General features: G+C 68.4%; 14 protein-coding genes. 3 read left to right on the top strand and 11 right to left on the bottom strand.

Annotated elements, in window-relative coordinates; all coding sequences use genetic code 11:
- Positions 1 to 11: 11 nt before the first annotated feature.
- From K0O62_RS23610 to K0O62_RS23595, 4 genes are all read right to left on the bottom strand, one after another.
- Entirely contained in the window at positions 12 to 980 is a 969-nt protein-coding gene (locus tag K0O62_RS23610; protein ID WP_073858922.1) for a pirin family protein, read from the bottom strand.
- A gap of 58 nt (positions 981 to 1038) precedes the next feature.
- Positions 1039 to 1707 carry a cutinase family protein gene (locus K0O62_RS23605; protein ID WP_234800263.1) on the bottom strand — a complete coding sequence of 223 codons (669 nt, stop codon included), beginning with the start codon at positions 1705 to 1707 and terminating at the stop codon, positions 1039 to 1041.
- A gap of 225 nt (positions 1708 to 1932) precedes the next feature.
- Positions 1933 to 2571, bottom strand: a complete 639-nt coding sequence (locus K0O62_RS23600) for a sigma-70 family RNA polymerase sigma factor (RefSeq protein WP_073858921.1) — start codon at positions 2569 to 2571, stop codon at positions 1933 to 1935.
- Between the two features lie 9 nt (positions 2572 to 2580).
- Positions 2581 to 2991: a nuclear transport factor 2 family protein gene (locus K0O62_RS23595; protein WP_165637045.1), complete on the bottom strand. Its 411-nt coding sequence runs from the start codon at positions 2989 to 2991 to the stop codon at positions 2581 to 2583.
- A gap of 571 nt (positions 2992 to 3562) precedes the next feature.
- Between K0O62_RS23595 and K0O62_RS23590 the strand changes: the two genes are divergently transcribed.
- Complete coding sequence (locus tag K0O62_RS23590; RefSeq protein ID WP_234800262.1) at positions 3563 to 6349, top strand: ATP-binding protein; 2787 nt, start codon at positions 3563 to 3565, stop codon at positions 6347 to 6349.
- A gap of 27 nt (positions 6350 to 6376) precedes the next feature.
- Here the strand turns inward: K0O62_RS23590 and K0O62_RS23585 are convergent, their stop codons facing one another.
- Positions 6377 to 7384 (bottom strand): alpha/beta hydrolase, encoded by a 1008-nt coding sequence (locus tag K0O62_RS23585; RefSeq protein ID WP_073858919.1) that lies wholly within the window; start codon positions 7382 to 7384, stop codon positions 6377 to 6379.
- Positions 7385 to 7478: 94 nt separating this feature from the next.
- On the opposite strand from K0O62_RS23585, the gene K0O62_RS23580 reads away from it, so the two are divergent.
- Both K0O62_RS23580 and K0O62_RS23575 read left to right on the top strand, forming a co-directional pair.
- Positions 7479 to 8861: a sigma 54-interacting transcriptional regulator gene (locus K0O62_RS23580; RefSeq protein WP_073858948.1), complete on the top strand. Its 1383-nt coding sequence runs from the start codon at positions 7479 to 7481 to the stop codon at positions 8859 to 8861.
- Positions 8854 to 10839, top strand: coding sequence for a VWA domain-containing protein (locus tag K0O62_RS23575; RefSeq protein WP_073858918.1), 1986 nt, complete (start codon positions 8854 to 8856; stop codon positions 10837 to 10839). The genes K0O62_RS23580 and K0O62_RS23575 overlap by 8 nt, the downstream gene beginning before the upstream one ends.
- Positions 10840 to 10856: 17 nt before the next feature.
- On the opposite strand, the gene K0O62_RS23570 is transcribed toward K0O62_RS23575, so the two are convergent.
- The 6 genes from K0O62_RS23570 to K0O62_RS23545 form a co-directional block, all read right to left on the bottom strand.
- A complete protein-coding gene (locus K0O62_RS23570) occupies positions 10857 to 11432 on the bottom strand; it encodes a DUF1707 SHOCT-like domain-containing protein (RefSeq protein ID WP_073858917.1) in 576 nt (191 codons plus the stop codon).
- A 104-nt stretch (positions 11433 to 11536) separates the two neighbouring features.
- Positions 11537 to 12292, bottom strand: coding sequence for an enoyl-CoA hydratase family protein (locus tag K0O62_RS23565; RefSeq protein ID WP_073858916.1), 756 nt, complete (start codon positions 12290 to 12292; stop codon positions 11537 to 11539).
- Positions 12292 to 13452 (bottom strand): acyl-CoA dehydrogenase family protein, encoded by a 1161-nt coding sequence (locus K0O62_RS23560; RefSeq protein WP_073858915.1) that lies wholly within the window; start codon positions 13450 to 13452, stop codon positions 12292 to 12294. Before K0O62_RS23560 ends, K0O62_RS23565 begins: the two co-directional genes overlap by 1 nt.
- Entirely contained in the window at positions 13449 to 15413 is a 1965-nt protein-coding gene (locus K0O62_RS23555; protein WP_073858914.1) for an acetyl/propionyl/methylcrotonyl-CoA carboxylase subunit alpha, read from the bottom strand. The genes K0O62_RS23560 and K0O62_RS23555 overlap by 4 nt, the downstream gene beginning before the upstream one ends.
- 42 nt (positions 15414 to 15455) lie before the next feature.
- Positions 15456 to 17051: an acyl-CoA carboxylase subunit beta gene (locus K0O62_RS23550; RefSeq protein WP_073858913.1), complete on the bottom strand. Its 1596-nt coding sequence runs from the start codon at positions 17049 to 17051 to the stop codon at positions 15456 to 15458.
- Entirely contained in the window at positions 17048 to 18199 is a 1152-nt protein-coding gene (locus K0O62_RS23545) for an acyl-CoA dehydrogenase family protein (RefSeq protein WP_073858912.1), read from the bottom strand. Before K0O62_RS23545 ends, K0O62_RS23550 begins: the two co-directional genes overlap by 4 nt.
- Positions 18200 to 18243 lie beyond the last annotated feature (44 nt).

Below are 18243 nucleotides of genomic sequence, written 5' to 3'. Positions count from 1 at the left end.
CGCCATGGTCATCACCCGGTGTGCGGTGCGCCCTCGGCGGGGATGTCGCCGAATCGGCCGGCCTGGTAGTCCGCGTATGCGCGGAGGACTTCCTCACGGGTGTTCATCACGAAGGGCCCAGACTGAACCACGGGCTCTCGGATGGGGCGGCCGCCCAGTAACAGAACTTCCAGGTTCGGCGCCGCGGCGGATTGGCTCTGCTGGGCGGCCAGGGTTATAGCGTCCCCCGCACCGTAGACGGCGAGTTGACCCTGGTGGATCGGTTGCGCCGGGTTGCCGACGGTGCCGTTCCCGGCGAGCACGTATGCCAGCGAATTGAACTCCGCCTGCCAGGGCAATTCCAGACGCGCACCGGGGCTTACGGTGGCGTGCACGACATTGATCGGTGTGTAGGTAGTTCCCGGCCCGGTGTGCCCGGCGATGTCTCCGGCGATCACCCGGACCAGCGCGCCGCCGTCGGCTGAGGACAGTAGTCGGGTCTGCTGCGCGCGGATGTCCTGATAGCGAGGCGTGACGAGCTTACTGGCGCGCGGCAGGTTCACCCACAGTTGGACACCGTGGAACATTCCGCCGGAGACGACGAGTTGCTCGGGTGGCTTCTCGATGTGCAGGATGCCGGCGCCCGCGGTCATCCATTGGGTATCGCCATTGGTGATCGTTCCGCCGCCGCCGTGCGAGTCACTGTGCTCGAAGGTGCCATCGATGATGTAGGTGACGGTCTCGAAGCCTCTGTGCGGATGCCACGGGGTTCCGATGGGTTCGCCTGGTGCCCAGTCGATCTCACCCATCTGGTCCATATGGATGAACGGGTCCAAGGCCGTGTGCGGGACTCCGGCGAATCCGCGTCGCACGGGGAACCCGTCCCCCTCGAATCCGGACGGTGCGGTGGTGATCGACCGCACCGTCCGTTGCGTGCCGGAACCTGGAATCGGGATGGGGATGCGGGGCAAAGTGAGCGTGTCCGCGGTGATGGCTGGCATATTCTGTTCTCCTGTCGGTTGGCTGCAGTGACGTGCGGGCCGAAACGCAACCTCTCGGTTACCGGTTTCGCAGGCGGGCGACGACGAAATCGGCGGCCTCCTCGGCCATGCCGTTCACCGTGTATGCGCTGTGGGCGCCGCGGTCAAGGCTGCCCGGTTCGCAGATCGGGTCTCGCGGGGCACACAGATCGATGGTCCTGCCAGTGAAGGTGGGGCCGATCTCGAGGGGAGGCGCGTCATGGTGCAGCAGCCTCAGGATCGTCGGTGCGGGTTTTCCGAACAAGACGACCGCAGTTACTCGCTCGGCGACGTCCGGAGGTAGAACGGTCAGCGCGTATCCGGGCGGAACAGTGTCACTGGTGACGTAACCGCTTACGGCCGCGCCCTGGGAATAGCCGCCGACGATGATATCGGTGGAGGGGCAGTTGGCCGCAAGATGACGAAGGCGGTTGCCGACATCGTGGATTCCGTCGACGGCACGATCGAACTGTAAGGATGCCGGATAGTTCACGGCGTGGACGCCCACGGTGAGGTCGAGCGGCCGCTGGCGCAACGCTTCTACGAAGGCCCCACCGACCTTGCCGACCCCGGGACCCTCGAAGGTGCCGCGGGCGAAGACGACCTCGACATCGGCACAGTCGGCGATCGAGGCGGCCGTCGGCTCCCCGTTCGCCTGTCCCGGGGTGGCGCCGATGAACAGTGCGGCCACCGCGGCGCCGGCGGCCATCGCGTAGAGCGGTAAGCGCATCAACTGATGGTTCGATTGCACTGCAACTGATTTCGAATCTCTCGTGCATTTCATGGCGAGTGTGTCCTCTTGGTCGGTGATGGTTGCGAGTTGCGTTGTCCTGCGGTGCGCACAGATTCGACGAGGGCGGGCTCGTGGGGCGACTTCCTGGCCGAAGCGGTTCAGGTTGCCGCTGAGTGCTGCAGCGCCGTCCGCGTGTTGTCGCTACCCTGCTTGTTGCCGGAAGTACCCGCGGTCGGCGGCGACGGCAGCCAACAGGACGCGCAGCTGGGATCGGCCGCGGTGGATTCGTGACATGACGGTGCCGAGCGGTGTGCACATGATGTGGCTGATCTCCTTGTGGGAAAACCCCTGAATGTCGGCGTAGTACACCGCCATCCGAAACGCGACGGGCAAGGCATCCAATGCGTTCCTGATGTCGTCGTCGGGCAACAACTCCAACACCTCCATCTCCGCGGAGCGCAGTGCTCTCGGCGAACGCCCGAGGTCGGAGGCCCGCTCCCAGTCGTAGATCGTCTCGGCGGGCACTTCGATGGGCCGCCGCATCTTTTTGCGGTAACGATTAATGTGGGTATTGGCCTGGATGCGAAAGAGCCACGCTCTGAGATTGGTTCCTTGTCGGAAGGTCCTGAAACCCGCGTACGCCTGCACGATGGTCTCCTGCACCAGGTCTTCGGCGTCAGCGCGCTGCAGGGTCAACCGCATTGCCCCACTGAACAGCGTGTCCAAAAGCGGGATCACGTCACGCTCGAAACGCGCCGCCATTTCGGCGTCGGTCTCCTCCGGGGCCGGCGCGAGGTGGCCTTTGATGTCTGGAGGTACGGCGGTTCCGAGGTCGATCATGACGGTCTCCTAGTGATCTTCGGTCAGTCTGAGCAACGGAATTGACAGGGCGGGTGCCAGGCGGTTCTGAAGTGTGACGATGGCGTGTAACGGCCGCAGGTGGATCGACAGCGAGGCGACCTTGCCTTCGGCGTTGATGCCGATCAGATCCACGCCGTCGATCTCGGCGACACCGATCTTGATGTTCGTGATGACCGCGAAGTGTCCATCTCCCGAGATGATTTCGGTGACGGTGTACTCGTCGAAGGCATCGATGGACTGAGCCACCACCTTCGCGACCTGTTCGCGGCCGACGAATGGCTCAACGGCGATCGGGTTCTCGAGGATCACATACTCGGCGAGTTGAGCTGCTGCGCCGGCGGCATCGCGCGCTTGCACGGCCGCCAAGAATGCCGATAATCCTGCTGGAATCTCATCCATAGTCATTGACTTCCGTTGGTTTTCAGGGTCTTGCTGGATGTAGGTGTGCCGCGGACGAGTCGGAGAAGCCGGCTTTCTTCCGTGCCATCAGGTTCGCAGCGTCGGCGGCACCTTCGCGTCGGTGAGAGTCCCTTACGTAGTCGTCGGCCGTTACCGTCCTGGCGGGGATGTCACCGTCCGGGCGCAGCCATCGGCGCGCGCCGAAGCGCCCTCGGTCGCGCTATCTCGAACCTGCCTGGCGATCGCCTCTATCGAGATGTGTCGTACCCGAGCTCACCGATCATCGAGATGGACGCGTCGAGGATGGCGCGACGCGACTGCTCGTTGCGGTTGAACCGTAAGCGAGACGACGTGACCATAAAAGCAATAGGTCCGGTCCGTATTGACGCGAAACGGTCCGTCTCGTATCGTTTGCGGCGACCGGCGCGGCGCTCCCGGCAAGGTCCTCGATACCTCTGATGAACGAATAGGCGCCCCGTAGAAGAGGAACCCAGTCGTGTCTGTCGATCTCATGGATCCAGGCGATGAGACTTCGCCCCCGCGACCGATCCCCGCGCAACGGATCCTGCGTGTGGCGGACGCCTCCACTGGCCCGTCCCGAACGCCGATCGAGCAGAAAGCCGCGGGCCTGTTGGGTCGACGCGCAGAGTGTGACGCGATCGGCAAGATCCTGGCCGAGGCATCGACGGGGCGCAGCGGGGTGCTCGTGCTGCGCGGGGAAGCAGGCATTGGAAAGTCTGCGCTGCTGCGGCACGCCCGCGACTCCGCGGTCTCATTGGGGATCCGGGTGGAATCGTCGGTCGGCGTGGAGTCCGAGACGCAGTTCGCGTTCGCCGGCTTGCACCAGCTTTGCGCGCCGCTACTCAGCCGCGCAGAGACGCTGCCAGACCCGCAACAGACTGCCCTCGACGTGGCGTTGGGCCGCCAGGGCGGTGCCGCGCCGGACCGGTTCCTGGTCGGGTTGGCCGTCCTGAACCTCCTCGCAGAGGAGGGCCCGTTGCTGTGCATCGTCGACGATGCGCAGTGGCTGGACCAGGCGTCGGCGGAGGTTCTTGCGTTTGTCGCGCGACGGGTGGCGGCGGAGCGGCTGGTGCTGATGTTCGCGTTGCGCGACCCCTGTGAACACGGCCGAAATGCGTTTGTGGGGTTGCCCGAATTACGACTGGACGGACTGGGCGAGGCCGACGCACGGGCCTTGCTGGCCACGGCTGTTCGGGCACCGCTCGATCACGGGGTCCGCGACCGGATCGTGGCCGAGGCGCGCGGTAATCCGCTGGCGCTCTTGGAGTTGCCCAGCAGCGTGCAGATGGCGGGTGGTTTCGAACTCCCCGACGCCATGAGCGTCCCGCGCCGCATCGAGGACAACTTTCGACGACGCTCGGGCAGCCTGCCGGCCGAGACGCAGCAGTTGATGTTGGTGGCTGCGTCCGAGCCGACCGGCGATGCGGCCTTGCTCTGGCGCGCGGCCGACCATCTGGGGATCGACCGCGAGGCGGCCGCGCCCGCGGAAACCGCAAGGCTGCTGGAGATCGACACCCGAGTTCGGTTCCGGCATCCGCTGGTGCGCTCGGCGGTCTACCGTGCCGCCACGGCACCGGAGCTCCGGCGGGCCCACGACGCCTTGGCTGTCGCTACCGACCCGCAGGCCGATCCGGACCGCCGCGCCTGGCACCGCGCGCAGTCGGTGCTGGGCACCGACGAAGAAGCCGCCGCGGAGTTGGAGCGTTCGGCCGATCGTGCGCTGGCCCGTGGCGGGTTCGCCGCCGCAGCAGCGTTTCTTCGACGCGCGACCGATCTGACGCCCGAGCCCGCAAATCGGGCCAGACGTGCACTGGATGCCGCCAACGCCAAGCACTGTGCCGGTGCGCCCGAAGCCGCACTGGAACTGCTGGAGAGTGTGGACGCCGGGGGACTGGATGCGCTGCAGCGCGCCCGTCTGGAACTGCTCCGCGCCCAGATCACCTTCCACCTCACCCAAGGCAGCGAGGTGCCGGGGATGCTGCTGGGCGCCGCGCGGATGATGGCTCCCCTGGATCTCCCGCTCGCTCGGGAGACCTACCTGCAGGCCTTCGACGCGGCGACCTTCACCGGGGGCTCCGGTAGCGGCCCCGGCCTGCTGGAGATTGCCGAAGCTGTCAGGGCCGCACCGATGCCGCCCGGGGCGCCCGGGCCGGCCGATCTGCTGCTCGGCGGATTGGTGGCCGTCCACACGCAGGGATTCGAAGCCGGTGCGCCCGTCCTCAGGCGGGCCGTGGAGGCGTTCCGCGAGCAGGTGTTTCCGGTCGAGACCGTCCGAGCCGGCGACGCCGGCAACTGGCTGTGGCTGGCGACGCGAACCGCCATCGGGCTGTTCGAGGACGAGTTGGCCATCGTGTTGGCCGACCGGTACGTGCGACTTGCGCGCGAAGCCGGTGCCCTCGCCACGCTACCCGCTGCGCTTGTGGTTTCGGCGTGTGTGCGGGTCTACACCGGTGAGCTTTCCCTCGCCGCCGAGTTGGCGGACGAGGCTGCTGCGTTATCACAAGCGTCGGGCGCGATGCCTCTGAGTTTCCCGCAGACGTACCTGGGTGCGTGGCGCGGCATTGATTTCGAGGCCACCGATCGGTACGACGCCGGGGTAGGCGAGGCAACCGAACGCCGGCGGAGTATCGAGGCCACCGTGGCCCTGGTGGCGATGGCGGTGCTCCACAACGGCCGCGGTAACTATCCGGCGGCGCAGAAAGCCGCCTCCCGAGCTTGTGAGACATACGAGCCGTCGATCAGGTGGCAGGCGCTCCACGAACTCGTCGAGGCGGCCGTGCGAGCCGGCGATCCGGAATCTGCTTTGAGCGCAACCGAAGAACTCTGCGCGAGGGCACACGTCACCGGTACCGACTGGGCGCTCGGAATCGCTGCGCGCTCGCGGGCGCTGACCACCGCCGGACCTGGCGCAGAACAGCACTACCGCGAAGCCATCGAGCGGCTGCGACGCTGCCGAATGGTCGCCTTCCTCGCCCGCACCCACCTCGTCTTCGGCGAGTGGCTGCGCCGCGAAGGCCGCCGCCACGACGCACGCGAACAACTCCGCACCGCGCACGAGGTGCTGTCGGGCATGGGCGCAGAGCCGTTCGCGGCCCGCGCCGCCCGCGAGCTACGCGCCACCGGCGAGCATGCGCGGAAACGGACCGCCCAACCCACCGACGCGCTCACCGCTCAAGAACTGACCATCGCACGACTCGTCGCAACCGGAGCGACCTCCCGCGAGGTCGGTGCGCAACTCTTCCTCAGCCCGCGCACGATCGAAGCCCCTCTGCGAAACATCTTCCGGAAACTCGGCCTCACCTCGCGCCGACAGCTCAAGGAGTTGCCTCTGCCCTGACTGGACGGGGCCGGAAACGGCGGTCGTTCAGGCAGCCTGGCTGGCCTCGGCGGTGACGTGCTCGACGAACGAGGCGATCTCGGCGATGGCACGCACGGCGTCGGGGTTCAGGTCGAAATACAGCTGGAACATGTGCATCGTCTTGTCCCACACCTGAACCCACACCGGCACACCGTCGGCGGCGAGCCGATCGGCCAGCACGAAAGTGTCGTTGCGCAGCATCTCGTGGGTACCGACCTGCAGCAGGAACGGGCCCAGCCCGGTCATGTTCGTCTCGGCGGGCATCACCGGCACCGGCCGGGTGCCGTTCACCGTCGCGAACACGTCGTAGATGAATTTCACCGTCGACGCCGGGAACAGCACGTCGAAATGTTCCTTGATGGCCTGGTACTTGATCTCCATGTCGGCGGAGGTCAACGCCGACAACAGCACCTGCCCGGCCGGGACCGGAAGCCCGGCGTCCCGCGCCGCGATCGCGGTGTCCGCGGCGATCAGCCCGCCCGCCGAATCGCCGGCGAACACGATCCGCTCGGGCGGCACGCCGGTCGCCAGTACGAACCGGTAGGCCTCCAGGCCGTCGGCCACCGCCTCCTCGATGCTGGCGTGCGGGGCGAGCCGGTAGCCCACATTGAAGACCCGGGCGCCGGTCGCGGCGGACAACTTGGAAGCGAACCGCCGGTAGCTGTTCAGGCCGAGCGTCACCAGCGCCGAGCCGTGGAAGTAGATGATCACCCGGTCCGAATCCGCACTGCCGGGTGCGACCACCCACTCGGCCGGGCAGTCCGGTAACCGGGTGGGGGTGACGACCGTGCCGCGCAGCGGCCGCAGCACCCGCATCGGTGCATCGATGATGTCGAGGCGGGCGCGCTGCAGCGTCGCGGGCCGGATCCGGTTGATCACCAGTCCGAGCACGGTGAGCACCCCGAGCACGGGGCGCACGAAGATCGCCGAGAGTGCGTTCAGCAACCGGGTCTGCCACGAGGCCGGCCCGAACTGCACCGTTGAGGGCCGATCGCGCCATTCGAGCAAATTCATGGGACCCAGGGTACCGGGTAGTTGGCGGCGGGTGAGCCCGCCGAAGCGTCAGGTGGGCAAGCTCATATTCGACAGCCGTCGTAGCGTGGACCTCGTGACGTCACCCAACGATCTGCCCCGCACCCTCGGCGAGCTCCGTTCCTCGGGCCATCAGGAGCGCAGCATCAAGCAGGAGATCAGGGAGAACCTGCTCGCCCGACTGGCCGACGGCGAAGAGATCTGGACCGGTCTGTTCGGCTTCGAGGACACCGTGCTGCCCCAGGTGGAGCGTGCACTCATCGCGGGCCACGACTTCGTGCTGCTCGGTGAGCGCGGCCAGGGCAAGACCCGACTGCTGCGGTCGCTGATCGGGCTGCTCGACGAGTGGACGCCCGTCATCGAGGGCTCCGAACTGCACGAGCACCCCTACAGCCCGATCACCCCGGAGTCGATCCGCCGGGCCGCGACCTCCGGCGACGACCTGCCCATCGGCTGGATCCACCGCAGCGAGCGCTACACCGAGAAGCTCGCGACCCCGGATACCAGTGTGGCCGACCTGGTCGGTGACATCGACCCCATCAAGGTCGCCGAGGGGCGCAGCCTCGGCGACCCGGAGACCATCGCCTACGGCCTGATCCCGCGGTCGCACCGCGGCATCGTCGCGGTCAACGAACTGCCCGACCTCGCCGAGCGCATTCAGGTCTCGATGCTCAACGTGATGGAGGAGCGCGACATTCAGGTTCGTGGCTACACGCTGCGGCTGCCACTCGATGTGCTCGTGGTGGCCAGCGCCAACCCCGAGGACTACACCAACCGCGGCCGCATCATCACCCCGCTCAAGGACCGGTTCGGCGCCGAGATCCGCACCCACTACCCGCTCGAACTCGACGCCGAGGTCGGCGTCATCGCGCAGGAAGCGCACCTGTCCGCCGAAGTGCCGGAGTACCTGCTGGCCGTCATCGCCCGGTTCGCCCGCGGGCTGCGCGAATCCACCGCGGTGGATCAGCGGTCCGGTGTCTCGGCGCGTTTCGCCATCGCCGCCGCCGAGACCGTGGCCGCCTCGGCCCGGCACCGCGGCGCCATCCTCGGCGAGCAGGATCCGGTGGCCCGGGTGGTCGACCTCGGCACCGTGATCGACGTGCTGCGCGGCAAGCTGGAATTCGAATCCGGTGAGGAGGGCCGCGAACAGGCCGTGATGGAGCATCTGCTGCGCCGCGCCACCGCCGAGACCGCGTCCCGGGCACTGGGCGGTATCGACGTCGGCCCGCTGGTGACCGCCGTGGAGTCCGGATCCCCGGTCACCACGGGGGAGCGGGTGTCGGCCAAGGATGTGCTGGCCGCGCTACCGGATCTGCCGGTGCTCGACGAGATCGCCGAACGCCTCGGCGCACAGACCGAGGGGCAGCGGGCGGCCGCCGTCGAGTTGGCCCTGGAGGGCCTGTATCTGGCCAAGCGCATCGACAAGCAATCCGACGAGGGCGAAACCGTCTATGGCTAAACACCTCTCCAGGTATTCGCGCTACACCGGCGGGCCGGACCCACTGGCCCCGCCGGTGGATCTGCGTGAGGCGCTGGACGCGATCGGTGAGGACGTCATGTCCGGTGCGTCCCCCCGCCGGGCACTGCAGGAGTTGATGCGCCGCGGCACCGAGAACATGCCGGGCGCGGATCGGCTCTCCGCCGAGGTCAACCGCCGGCGCCGGGAATTGTTGCAGCGCAACAACCTCGACGGCACCCTGGCCGAGGTGAAGAAGCTGCTCGACGAGGCGGTGCTGGCCGAGCGCAAGGAACTCGCCCGCGCGCTCGACGACGACGCGCGTTTCGGCGAGATGCAGATGGAGGCGCTGTCGCCGTCGCCGGCCAAGGCGGTGCAGGAACTCGCCGAATACGACTGGCGCTCACCGGAAGCCCGGCAGAAGTACGAGCAGATCAAGGATCTGCTCGGCCGGGAGATGCTCGACCAGCGCTTCGCCGGGATGAAAGAGGCGCTGCAGAACGCCACCGACGAGGACCGCCAAGCCATCAACAAGATGCTCGACGACCTCAACGATCTGTTGGAGAAGCACAACAACGGTGTGGACACCGACGAGGATTTCGAAAAGTTCATGGCCGAACACGGCCAGTACTTCCCGGAGAATCCGCGCAATGTCGACGAGTTGATGGACTCGCTGGCCAAACGCGCCGCGGCCGCCCAGCGGTTCCGCAACAGCCTGTCCGAATCGCAACGCGCGGAACTGGATGCGTTGGCCCAACAGGCCTTCGGGTCGCCGTCCCTGATGAACGCGCTGAACCGGTTGGACGCCAACCTGCAGGCGGCGCGGCCGGGTGAAGACTGGAGCGGCTCCGAGGAGTTCAGCGGGGACGATCCGCTGGGCATGGGCCAGGGCACCCAGGCGCTCGCCGACATCAGCGAGCTCGAGCAGCTGGCCGAGCAACTCTCACAGAGCTATTCGGGCGCCAGCATGGAGGACGTCGACCTGGACATGCTGGCCCGCCAGCTCGGCGAAGAGGCTGCGGTCAGTGCCCGCACCCTCGCCGAACTGGAGCGCGCCCTGACCGACCAGGGCTTCCTGGACCGCGGCTCCGACGGCAAGTGGCGGCTCTCACCCAAGGCGATGCGTCAGCTCGGCCAGACCGCGCTGCGCGACGTGGCGCGCCAACTGTCCGGGCGCCACGGTGAGCGCGAGACCCGCCGGGCCGGGCCCGCCGGGGAGCTGACGGGCGCCACCCGCCCGTGGGCGTTCGGTGACACCGAACCGTGGAACGTCACCCGCACGATCACCAATGCCGTGCTCCGGCAAGCCGGTGGGCACGATGGCGGCCCGCTGCGGATCAGTGTCGAGGACGTCGAGGTCTCCGAAACCGAGACCCGCACCCAATCGGCCGTGGCGCTGCTGGTGGACACCAGCTTCTCGATGGTGATGGAGAACCGCTGGTTGCCGATGAAACGGACCGCGCTGGCGCTCAACCATCTGGTGAGCACCCGATTCCGGTCCGACGCGCTGGAGATCATCGCGTTCGGCCGGCACGCCCGGACCGTCACCGCTGCGGAGCTGACCGCGCTGGAGGGGGTGCGCGATCAAGGCACCAACCTGCATCACGCGTTGGCGCTGGCAGCCCGGCATCTGCGCCGCCACCCCAACGCGCAGCCGGTCGTCCTGATCGTCACCGACGGTGAGCCGACCGCGCACCTGGAAAACGGATACGGCACAGGGCTCGATTCGGTGGCTTCGCCACCGGAAGCGTTCTTCTACTACCCGCCGCATCCGCGCACCATCGCGCTGACGGTGCAGGGCTTCGACGATCTGGCCGCGCTCGGCGCGCAGCTGACCATCTTCCGGCTGGGCAGCGATCCCGGGCTGGCGCGCTTCATCGATCAGGTCGCGCGGCGGGAGGGCGGCCGGGTGGTCGTCCCCGATCTGGACGGGCTGGGGGCGGCCGTCGTCGGCGACTACCTCCGAGCGCGTCGGCGATAGCCGATTTCAGCAAATAATTAGTTGGACTTGCGTTTCTTGCGCTTGACGCCGACGCTGCCCCACAGCGAGAACCCGCGGATGGTCACGCACGGCGCACCGGGCGTGCCCTGTTCGCTGACGTGGTCGAACGAGCCCATCACGCCGTGTCCGCAGACCGCGACGTTCACCTCCGGCGGCACCAGGATGGTCTGGCCGCCGAAGATCGAGATGGACCGGATGTCCACCTCGGGGGAGGTGAAATCGGCGTACCGCAGGTCGATCACCCCGCCGCCGAACAGCGCGAACGCCGTCAGCCGCTTCGGTACGTTCCAGCGCCCGCGCCGCTCGAAACCGCTGAGTATGGCCAGCAGCACCGTCGACGGCGCCGGTGTACGCGGCCCGGAGGTCGTGGTGGTGGCGAAATCCGGCAGATCGACCGACAGGCGGGCCAGGTCGCCGTGGGTGGTGGCGGCGTAGGCCTTGGCCAGGCGCTGCTCGTACTCGTCGGTGGTGAGCCGGCCCTGGGCGGCCGCGTCGGTCAGCAGTTGGGCCACCTGGATGCGCTCGGCGTCGCCGGCACGCGTCGAGTCGTTCTGCGAGGACGGAGTGCTCATCTGCGTCCTCGGTTCTTCGAACAGGCGCTCATCAGGGACGAGCCTACGTCGCACGCCGGTATATGCAAGCTCGTCTTACAAACTGGCAAACCCGTGGCGGGCGCTCACACCCAGTCCGGACTGCGTTTCTGCAGGAAGGCCAGCATGCCCTCGCGGGCTTCGGCGGAACCGAACAGGTCGGCGGACTGCGTGGTGAGCTGCTCGGCGCGGGCATCGAATCCGGCCAGGATCGGCGCGGTGGTCAGGGCCTTGGACGCCGCCAGCCCTTGGGGGGACGCCTTGGCGATGTCGGCGGTGAGCCCGGCCACCTCGGTCTCGACGTCCTCGGCGGCGATGCTGATCAGCCCGATCTCGGCGGCCCGCTGCGCGCCGAACTTCTCGCCGGTGAGGAAGTACCGCCCGGCGGCGCGGGCCGTCATCTTGGGCAGCAACGTCAGCGAGATGATCGACGGGGCGACGCCGATGCGGGCCTCGGTGAGCGCGAAGGTGCTCGCCCGCCCGGCCACCGCGATATCGCACGCCCCGATCAATCCCATACCGCCGGCCCGGACGTGACCGTCGACGGCCGCGATGACGGGGACCGGGGCCTCCAGGATGACGCGCAGCAGCCGGGTCATCTCCCGCGCACGGGCGACGGCCACATCCCCGGGGTCCCGGCCGGCCGCCTCACCGAGGTCGGCTCCCGCGCAGAACGTCGGTCCGGTGTGCCCGAGCACCACCACCCGCGCCCCGGCCGCGACGGCATCGTCGACGCCGCGGTGCAGCTGTTCGACCAGCGCGGTGGACAGCGCGTTGTGGTTGTGCGGGGAGTCCAGCGTCAACCGGGCGACCCGGCCCTCGAGCCGGTAGCCGACCAGCATCAGTAGGACCGGGGCAGACCGAGCGAGGTCTGCGCGACGAAGTTCAGGATCATCTCCCGGCTGACCGGGGCGATCCGGGCCAGCCGGGACGCGGTCACCGCGGCGGCGATGCCGTATTCGGATGTCAGACCGTTGCCGCCCAGGGACTGCACGGCCTGGTCCACCGCCCGCACCGAGGCCTCCCCGGCGGCGTACTTGGCCATGTTCGCCGCCTCGGCGGCCCCGAAATCGTCCCCGCTGTCGTAGAGCGCGGCCGCCTTCTGCATCATCAGCTTCGCGAGCTCGATCTCGATGTGGTTCTGTGCCAACGGGTGTGACAGACCCTGGTGCGAGCCGATCGGGACCTTCCAGACCTGGCGGGTCTTGACGTACTCGACCGCCTTGTCGATGGCGAACCGGCCCATCCCGATCGCGCTGGCCGCGCCCATGATCCGCTCCGGGTTGAGCCCGGCGAACAGCTGCGCGATCGCCGCGTCCTCGGACCCGACCAGCGCATCGGCCGGCACCCGGACGTCATCGAGGAACACCTGGAACTGGGCTTCCGGGCTGATGATCTCCATGTCGATCTTGGTCCAGCTCAGTCCGGGGGTGTCGGTGGGCAGCACGAACAGCGCCGGCTTCAGGTTGCCCGTCTTGTGGTCTTCGGTGCGGCCGACCACGAGCACCGCCTGCGCCTGATCGATACCGGAGATGAAGGTCTTCTGGCCCTTGATGATCCAGTCGCTGCCGTCTCGGCGCGCGGTGGTGGTGATGCGGTGCGAGTTGGAGCCGGCGTCGGGTTCGGTGATGGCGAAGGCCATGGTGATCGACCCGTCGGCGATCCCGGTGACCCAGCGCTTCTTCTGCTCGTCGGTGCCGAACTTGCTGATGATGGTGCCGTTGATGGCGGGGGACACCACCATCATCAGCAGCGGACAGCCACCCGCCGACATCTCCTCCATCACCAGTGACAACTCGTACATGCCCGCCCCGCCGCCGCCGTACTCCTCGGGCAGGTTGACCCCGATGAAGCCGAGTTTGCCGGCCTCCGACCATAATTCGGTGGTGTGTCGGCCGGACCGCGCCTTCTCCAGGTAGTAGTCCTGGCCGTAGTGGGCCGCCATGGCCGACACGGCCTTGCGCAGCGCCTGCTGCTCCTCGGTCTCGATGAAGCCGGTCATGATCGATCTCCTTGGGTGTTGTCGATTCGGGCCAGGATGGTGCCGACCTCGACCTGTTGGCCGGCCTGCACATTGAGTTCGGCGAGCACACCGTCGCTCGGGGCGGAGATGGTGTGCTCCATTTTCATCGCCTCCAGCCAGATCAGTGGCTGCCCGGAGGTGACGGAGTCGCCCGCGGCAGCGCCCACCCGCACCACCGAACCCGGCATCGGAGCGAGCAGAGAACCGTGGGCCAGGGCCGAATCCGGCTCGGGGAAACGGGGTCGGCAGGTCAACCGGGCCGGTCCGAGCGGGGAGTCGACGAACACCTCGTCTCCGTAGCGGGCCACCTCGAACGTCTGCTCGGCGCCGTCGACCGACAGCACCACCCGGGTGGCGCTGCTGGAGCGCACGGTGACGTTCTCGATGTCGGGCAGTTCCACCCCGGTTCGGTCGAAGCGGTAGCGCACCGTCAGTTCGGCGCCGGCGGCATCGAGATAACCGCGGGACTGGTAGCCCGCGGCGAGGTTGCGCCAACCGCTGGGTGCCGGACCGAACGCCGTTGCGGTGCTGCGATTGTGGGCGGCGTCGGCGAGTGCGGCGGCCAGCGCCGACAGCGCTGCGGTAGCCGCCGGCGCGGCGGCCAGATCGGCCAGTCCGTGGGTGTCGAAGAACGCGGTGTCGGTGTCGCCGGCCAAGAACGCCGGGTGTCGCAGCACGTTGACCAGCAGATGCCGGTTGGTGCCGACGCCGTGGATGCGGGCGCGGGCCAGCGCGTCGGCCAGCACCGCCGCTGCCCGCGCCCGGGTCGGTGCGAAGGAGATGACCTTGGCCAGCATCGGGTCGTAGAACACCGAGATCTGCGAACCGTCGACGATGCCCGAATCCAGCCGGATCCCGACCTGGCCGAGGGTGCCGAACTCGGTGCGCACGCCCGGCACCCGGAAACGGTGCACGGCGCCGGCCTGCGGCTGCCAGTCCCTGGCCGGGTCCTCGGCGTAGAGGCGGGCCTCGATGGAATGCCCGGTGGCCGCGGGCGGGTGCGGCCCGAGCGGGCTGCCGTCGGCGATGTCGATCTGCAGGGCGACCAGGTCCAGTCCGGTGGTCTCCTCGGTGACCGGGTGTTCCACCTGCAGTCGGGTGTTCATCTCCAGGAAGAAGAACTCGCCCTGATCGTCGGCCATGAACTCGACGGTGCCGGCGCCGGTGTAGCCGATCGCGGAGGCGGCCAGCCGGGCCGCCTCGAACAGCTTGGCCCGCATTCCCGGGATCCGCTGTACCAGCGGTGAGGGGGCCTCCTCGATGACCTTCTGATGCCGGCGCTGGATGGAGCATTCGCGTTCACCCACGGCCCACACCGTGCCGTGCCGATCGGCCATCACCTGCACCTCGATGTGGTGGCCGCCGGTCAGGTAACGCTCGCAGAACACCGTCGGGTCACCGAACGCGGACTGCGCTTCCCGTTGGGCCGCGGCCACTTCGGCGGGCAGCGCCGCCAGCTCGCGCACCACCCGCATACCGCGACCACCCCCACCGGCGGACGCCTTGATCAGCACCGGCAGCTCGGCGGACGTCACCGCGTCCGGGTCCAGTTCGGCCAGTACCGGCACGCCGGCGGCGGCCATCAACTTCTTGGCCTCGATCTTGGAGCCCATCGATTGCACGGCCGGCACCGGTGGGCCGATCCACACCAGCCCGGCCTCGGAAACCGCGGCCGCGAAATCGGCGTTCTCGGAAAGGAATCCGTATCCCGGGTGGATGGCGTCGGCACCGGCGGTGCGGGCCGCGTCGATGAGCGCGCCGGGGTCGAGGTAGCCGTTGCGGCCGGGCAGCCGCACCCGCAGATCGGCCTCGGCGGCGTGCGGGGATTCGGCGTCGGGGTCGGTGTACACCGCGACGGTGCCGATGCCCAGACGCCGGCAGGTGGAGAACACCCGGCGAGCGATCTCGCCGCGGTTGGCGACCAGGATCCTATGAATCATCGCTGTGCTCTCCGCTCTTCGCGCAGGCGCTCATCACAACCTCTACATCCGGAAGACGCCGAAGTTCGACGTCCCCTCGATCGGTGCACTGGCGATGGCGGACAAGCACATTCCCAGCACGGTGCGGGTGTCCCGGGGATCGATGACCCCGTCGTCGTAGAGCCGGCCGGACAGAAACACCGGCAGCGACTCGGCCTCGATCTGCGCCTCGACCGCGGCCCGCAGCGCGGCGTCGGCGGCCTCGTCGACCTGCTGGCCGCGGGCCTCGGCGGCGGCCCGGCTGACGATGGAGAGCACGCCGGCGAGCTGGGTGCCGCCCATCACCGCGGATTTCGAACTGGGCCAGGCGAACAGGAACCGGGGGTCGTAGGCGCGCCCGCACATTCCGTAGTGCCCGGCCCCGTAGGAGGCGCCGATCAGCAGCGAGATGTGCGGCACCGTGGAATTGGAGACGGCGTTGATCATCATCGACCCGTGTTTGATCATGCCGCCCTCCTCGTACGCCTTGCCCACCATGTAGCCGGTGGTGTTGTGCAGGAACAGCAACGGGGTGTTCGCGCGGTTGGCCAGTTGGATGAACTGGGTGGCCTTCTGGGCTTCCTCGGAGAACAGCACCCCGCGCGCGTTGGCCAGGATGCCGACCGGGTAGCCGTAGATGTCGGCCCACCCGGTGACCAGGGATGAACCGTAGAGCGGCTTGAACTCGTCGAAATCCGAACCGTCCACGAAGCGGGCGATGACCTCGCGCGGGTCGAACGGGATGCGCAGGTCGGCGCCGACGATGCCGAGCAGTTCCCGCGGGTCGTGCGCGGGCTCGACGACGGGCGCCGGTGCCGGCCCCTGCTTGCGCCAGTTCAGCCGTGCCACGATGCGCCGCCCGATCCGGATGGCGTCGGTTTCGTCGTCGGCCAGGTAGTCGCCCAATCCGGATGTCCGGGCGTGCATCTCGGCGCCGCCGAGGGATTCGTCATCGGATTCCTCGCCGGTGGCCATCTTGACCAGGGGCGGCCCGGCCAGGAACACCTTGGAGCGTTCTCTGATCATCACGATGTGATCGGACATGCCCGGCACATAGGCGCCGCCGGCGGTGGAGTTGCCGAAGACCAGGGCGATGGTGGGGATCCCGGCCGCCGACAGCCGGGTCAGGTCGCGGAACATCCGCCCGCCCGGGATGAAGATCTCCTTCTGGGTGGGCAGGTCGGCGCCGCCGGATTCGACCAGCGATATCACCGGCAGCCGGTTCTCGAAGGCGATCTGGTTGGCTCGCAGGATCTTCTTTAGCGTCCACGGGTTGCTGGTGCCGCCCTTGACGGTGGGATCGTTGGCGACGATGACGCATTCGACGCCCTCGACCGCGCCGATCCCGGTGACCACGCTGGCGCCGACGGCGAAGTCGGTGCCCCAGGCGGCCAGCGGACTCAACTCCAGGAACGGCGAGTCCGGGTCCAGCAGTAGCTCGACGCGTTCGCGCGCCGTGAGCTTGCCCCGGGCGTGGTGGCGCTCAACGTATTTGGCGCCGCCGCCGGCCAGCGCCTTGGCGTGCTCGGCGGCGAGTTCGTCGAGCCTGGCCGTCATGGCCGCCGCGGCCTCGGTGAAGGCGGGGGCGTCCGCGTCGAGGGTGGTGTGCAGGCGTGTCATCGGAACCCCAGGGTCTTGGCGGCCAGCGAGGTGAGGATCTCGGTGGTGCCGCCGCCGATGCCCAGGATGCGCATGTCCCGGTACTGGCGCTCCACCTCGGATTCGGTCATGTAGCCCATCCCGCCGAACAGTTGGACGGCCTGATTCACCACCCATTCGCCGGCCTCGACGGCGGTGTTCTTGGCGAAGCAGACCTCGGCGATCAGGTCGGTTTCACCGGACATCTCACGCGCCACCAGGTGGTGGGTGTACACCCGGGCCACATCGATGCGCCGGGCCATCTCCGCCAGGGTGTTCTGCACGGCCTGGCGGGAGATCAACGGACGGCCGAAGGTCTCCCGGTCCCGGCACCACTGCACGGTGAGGTCCAGGCAGCGCTGGGCGCTCGCGTAGGCCTGGGCCGCCAGGCCCACCCGTTCGGCGACGAACGCCCCGGCGATCTGCGCGAAGCCGCTGTTCTCGGGGCCGACCAGGTTGGCGGCGGGCACCCGGACATCGGTGTAGGACAATTCGGCGGTATCGCTTGAGCGCCAACCCATCTTGTCCAACTTGCGGCTCACCTCGAACCCGGGGCTGGGTTTGTCGATGACCAGCAGCGACACCCCGGCCGCCCCCGTCCCGCCGGTGCGCGTGGCGGTGACGACGTAGTCGGCGCGCACGCCGGAGGTGATGTAGGTCTTGGCCCCGTTGACGATGTAGTCATCGCCGTCCCGGGTGGCCCTGGTCTTGAGGTGCCCGACGTCGGAGCCGCCGCCGGGCTCGGTGATGGCCAGCGCGCCGATCAGATCGCCGCGCAGGGTGGGGTGCACGTAGGTGTCGATGAGGCGCCGGTCGCCGGAGGCGATCATGTGCGGTACCGAGATGCCGCAGGTGAACAGCGAGGCGAAGGTCCCGCCGGGCACACCCGCCCGGTGCAGTTCCTCGCAGATGATCACCGCGTCGGCGGCATCGCCGCCGCCACCGCCGACCGACTCCGGGTACGCCGCGCCCAGTAAACCGGCGGCCCCGGCCTCGGCATGCAGCTCCCGCGGTATCTCCCCGGCCCGCTCCCACTCCGATGCGTAGGGCAGGATCTCGCGTTCGGCGAACGCCCGCACCGTCTTTCGCAGGGCTTCACGTTCGGGGGCATGCCAGAGGCTCGTCCTCATTGCTCGGCTCTCCCTCGCCCCGGTCCTCGCTCGTGCCTCGCTGC

Source organism: Mycolicibacterium diernhoferi (genome assembly GCF_019456655.1).
Classification (GTDB): domain Bacteria; phylum Actinomycetota; class Actinomycetes; order Mycobacteriales; family Mycobacteriaceae; genus Mycobacterium; species Mycobacterium diernhoferi.
The sequence above is the reverse complement of the archived record's forward strand: the minus strand, read 5'-3'. Positions and strand labels throughout refer to the sequence as shown.

Coding starts and splice junctions, on each gene's coding strand:
- K0O62_RS23545 (WP_073858912.1), bottom strand. CDS start 18,199: ATGAGGACGAGCCTCTGGCATGCCCCCGAACGTGAAGCCCTGCGAAAG.
- K0O62_RS23560 (WP_073858915.1), bottom strand. CDS start 13,452: ATGACCGGCTTCATCGAGACCGAGGAGCAGCAGGCGCTGCGCAAGGCC.
- K0O62_RS23555 (WP_073858914.1), bottom strand. CDS start 15,413: ATGATTCATAGGATCCTGGTCGCCAACCGCGGCGAGATCGCTCGCCGG.
- K0O62_RS23570 (WP_073858917.1), bottom strand. CDS start 11,432: ATGAGCACTCCGTCCTCGCAGAACGACTCGACGCGTGCCGGCGACGCC.
- K0O62_RS23610 (WP_073858922.1), bottom strand. CDS start 980: ATGCCAGCCATCACCGCGGACACGCTCACTTTGCCCCGCATCCCCATC.
- K0O62_RS23550 (WP_073858913.1), bottom strand. CDS start 17,051: ATGACACGCCTGCACACCACCCTCGACGCGGACGCCCCCGCCTTCACC.
- K0O62_RS23600 (WP_073858921.1), bottom strand. CDS start 2,571: ATGATCGACCTCGGAACCGCCGTACCTCCAGACATCAAAGGCCACCTC.
- K0O62_RS23605 (WP_234800263.1), bottom strand. CDS start 1,707: ATGGCCGCCGGCGCCGCGGTGGCCGCACTGTTCATCGGCGCCACCCCG.
- K0O62_RS23595 (WP_165637045.1), bottom strand. CDS start 2,991: ATGGATGAGATTCCAGCAGGATTATCGGCATTCTTGGCGGCCGTGCAA.
- K0O62_RS23565 (WP_073858916.1), bottom strand. CDS start 12,292: ATGCTGGTCGGCTACCGGCTCGAGGGCCGGGTCGCCCGGTTGACGCTG.
- K0O62_RS23575 (WP_073858918.1), top strand. CDS start 8,854: ATGGCTAAACACCTCTCCAGGTATTCGCGCTACACCGGCGGGCCGGAC.
- K0O62_RS23585 (WP_073858919.1), bottom strand. CDS start 7,384: ATGAATTTGCTCGAATGGCGCGATCGGCCCTCAACGGTGCAGTTCGGG.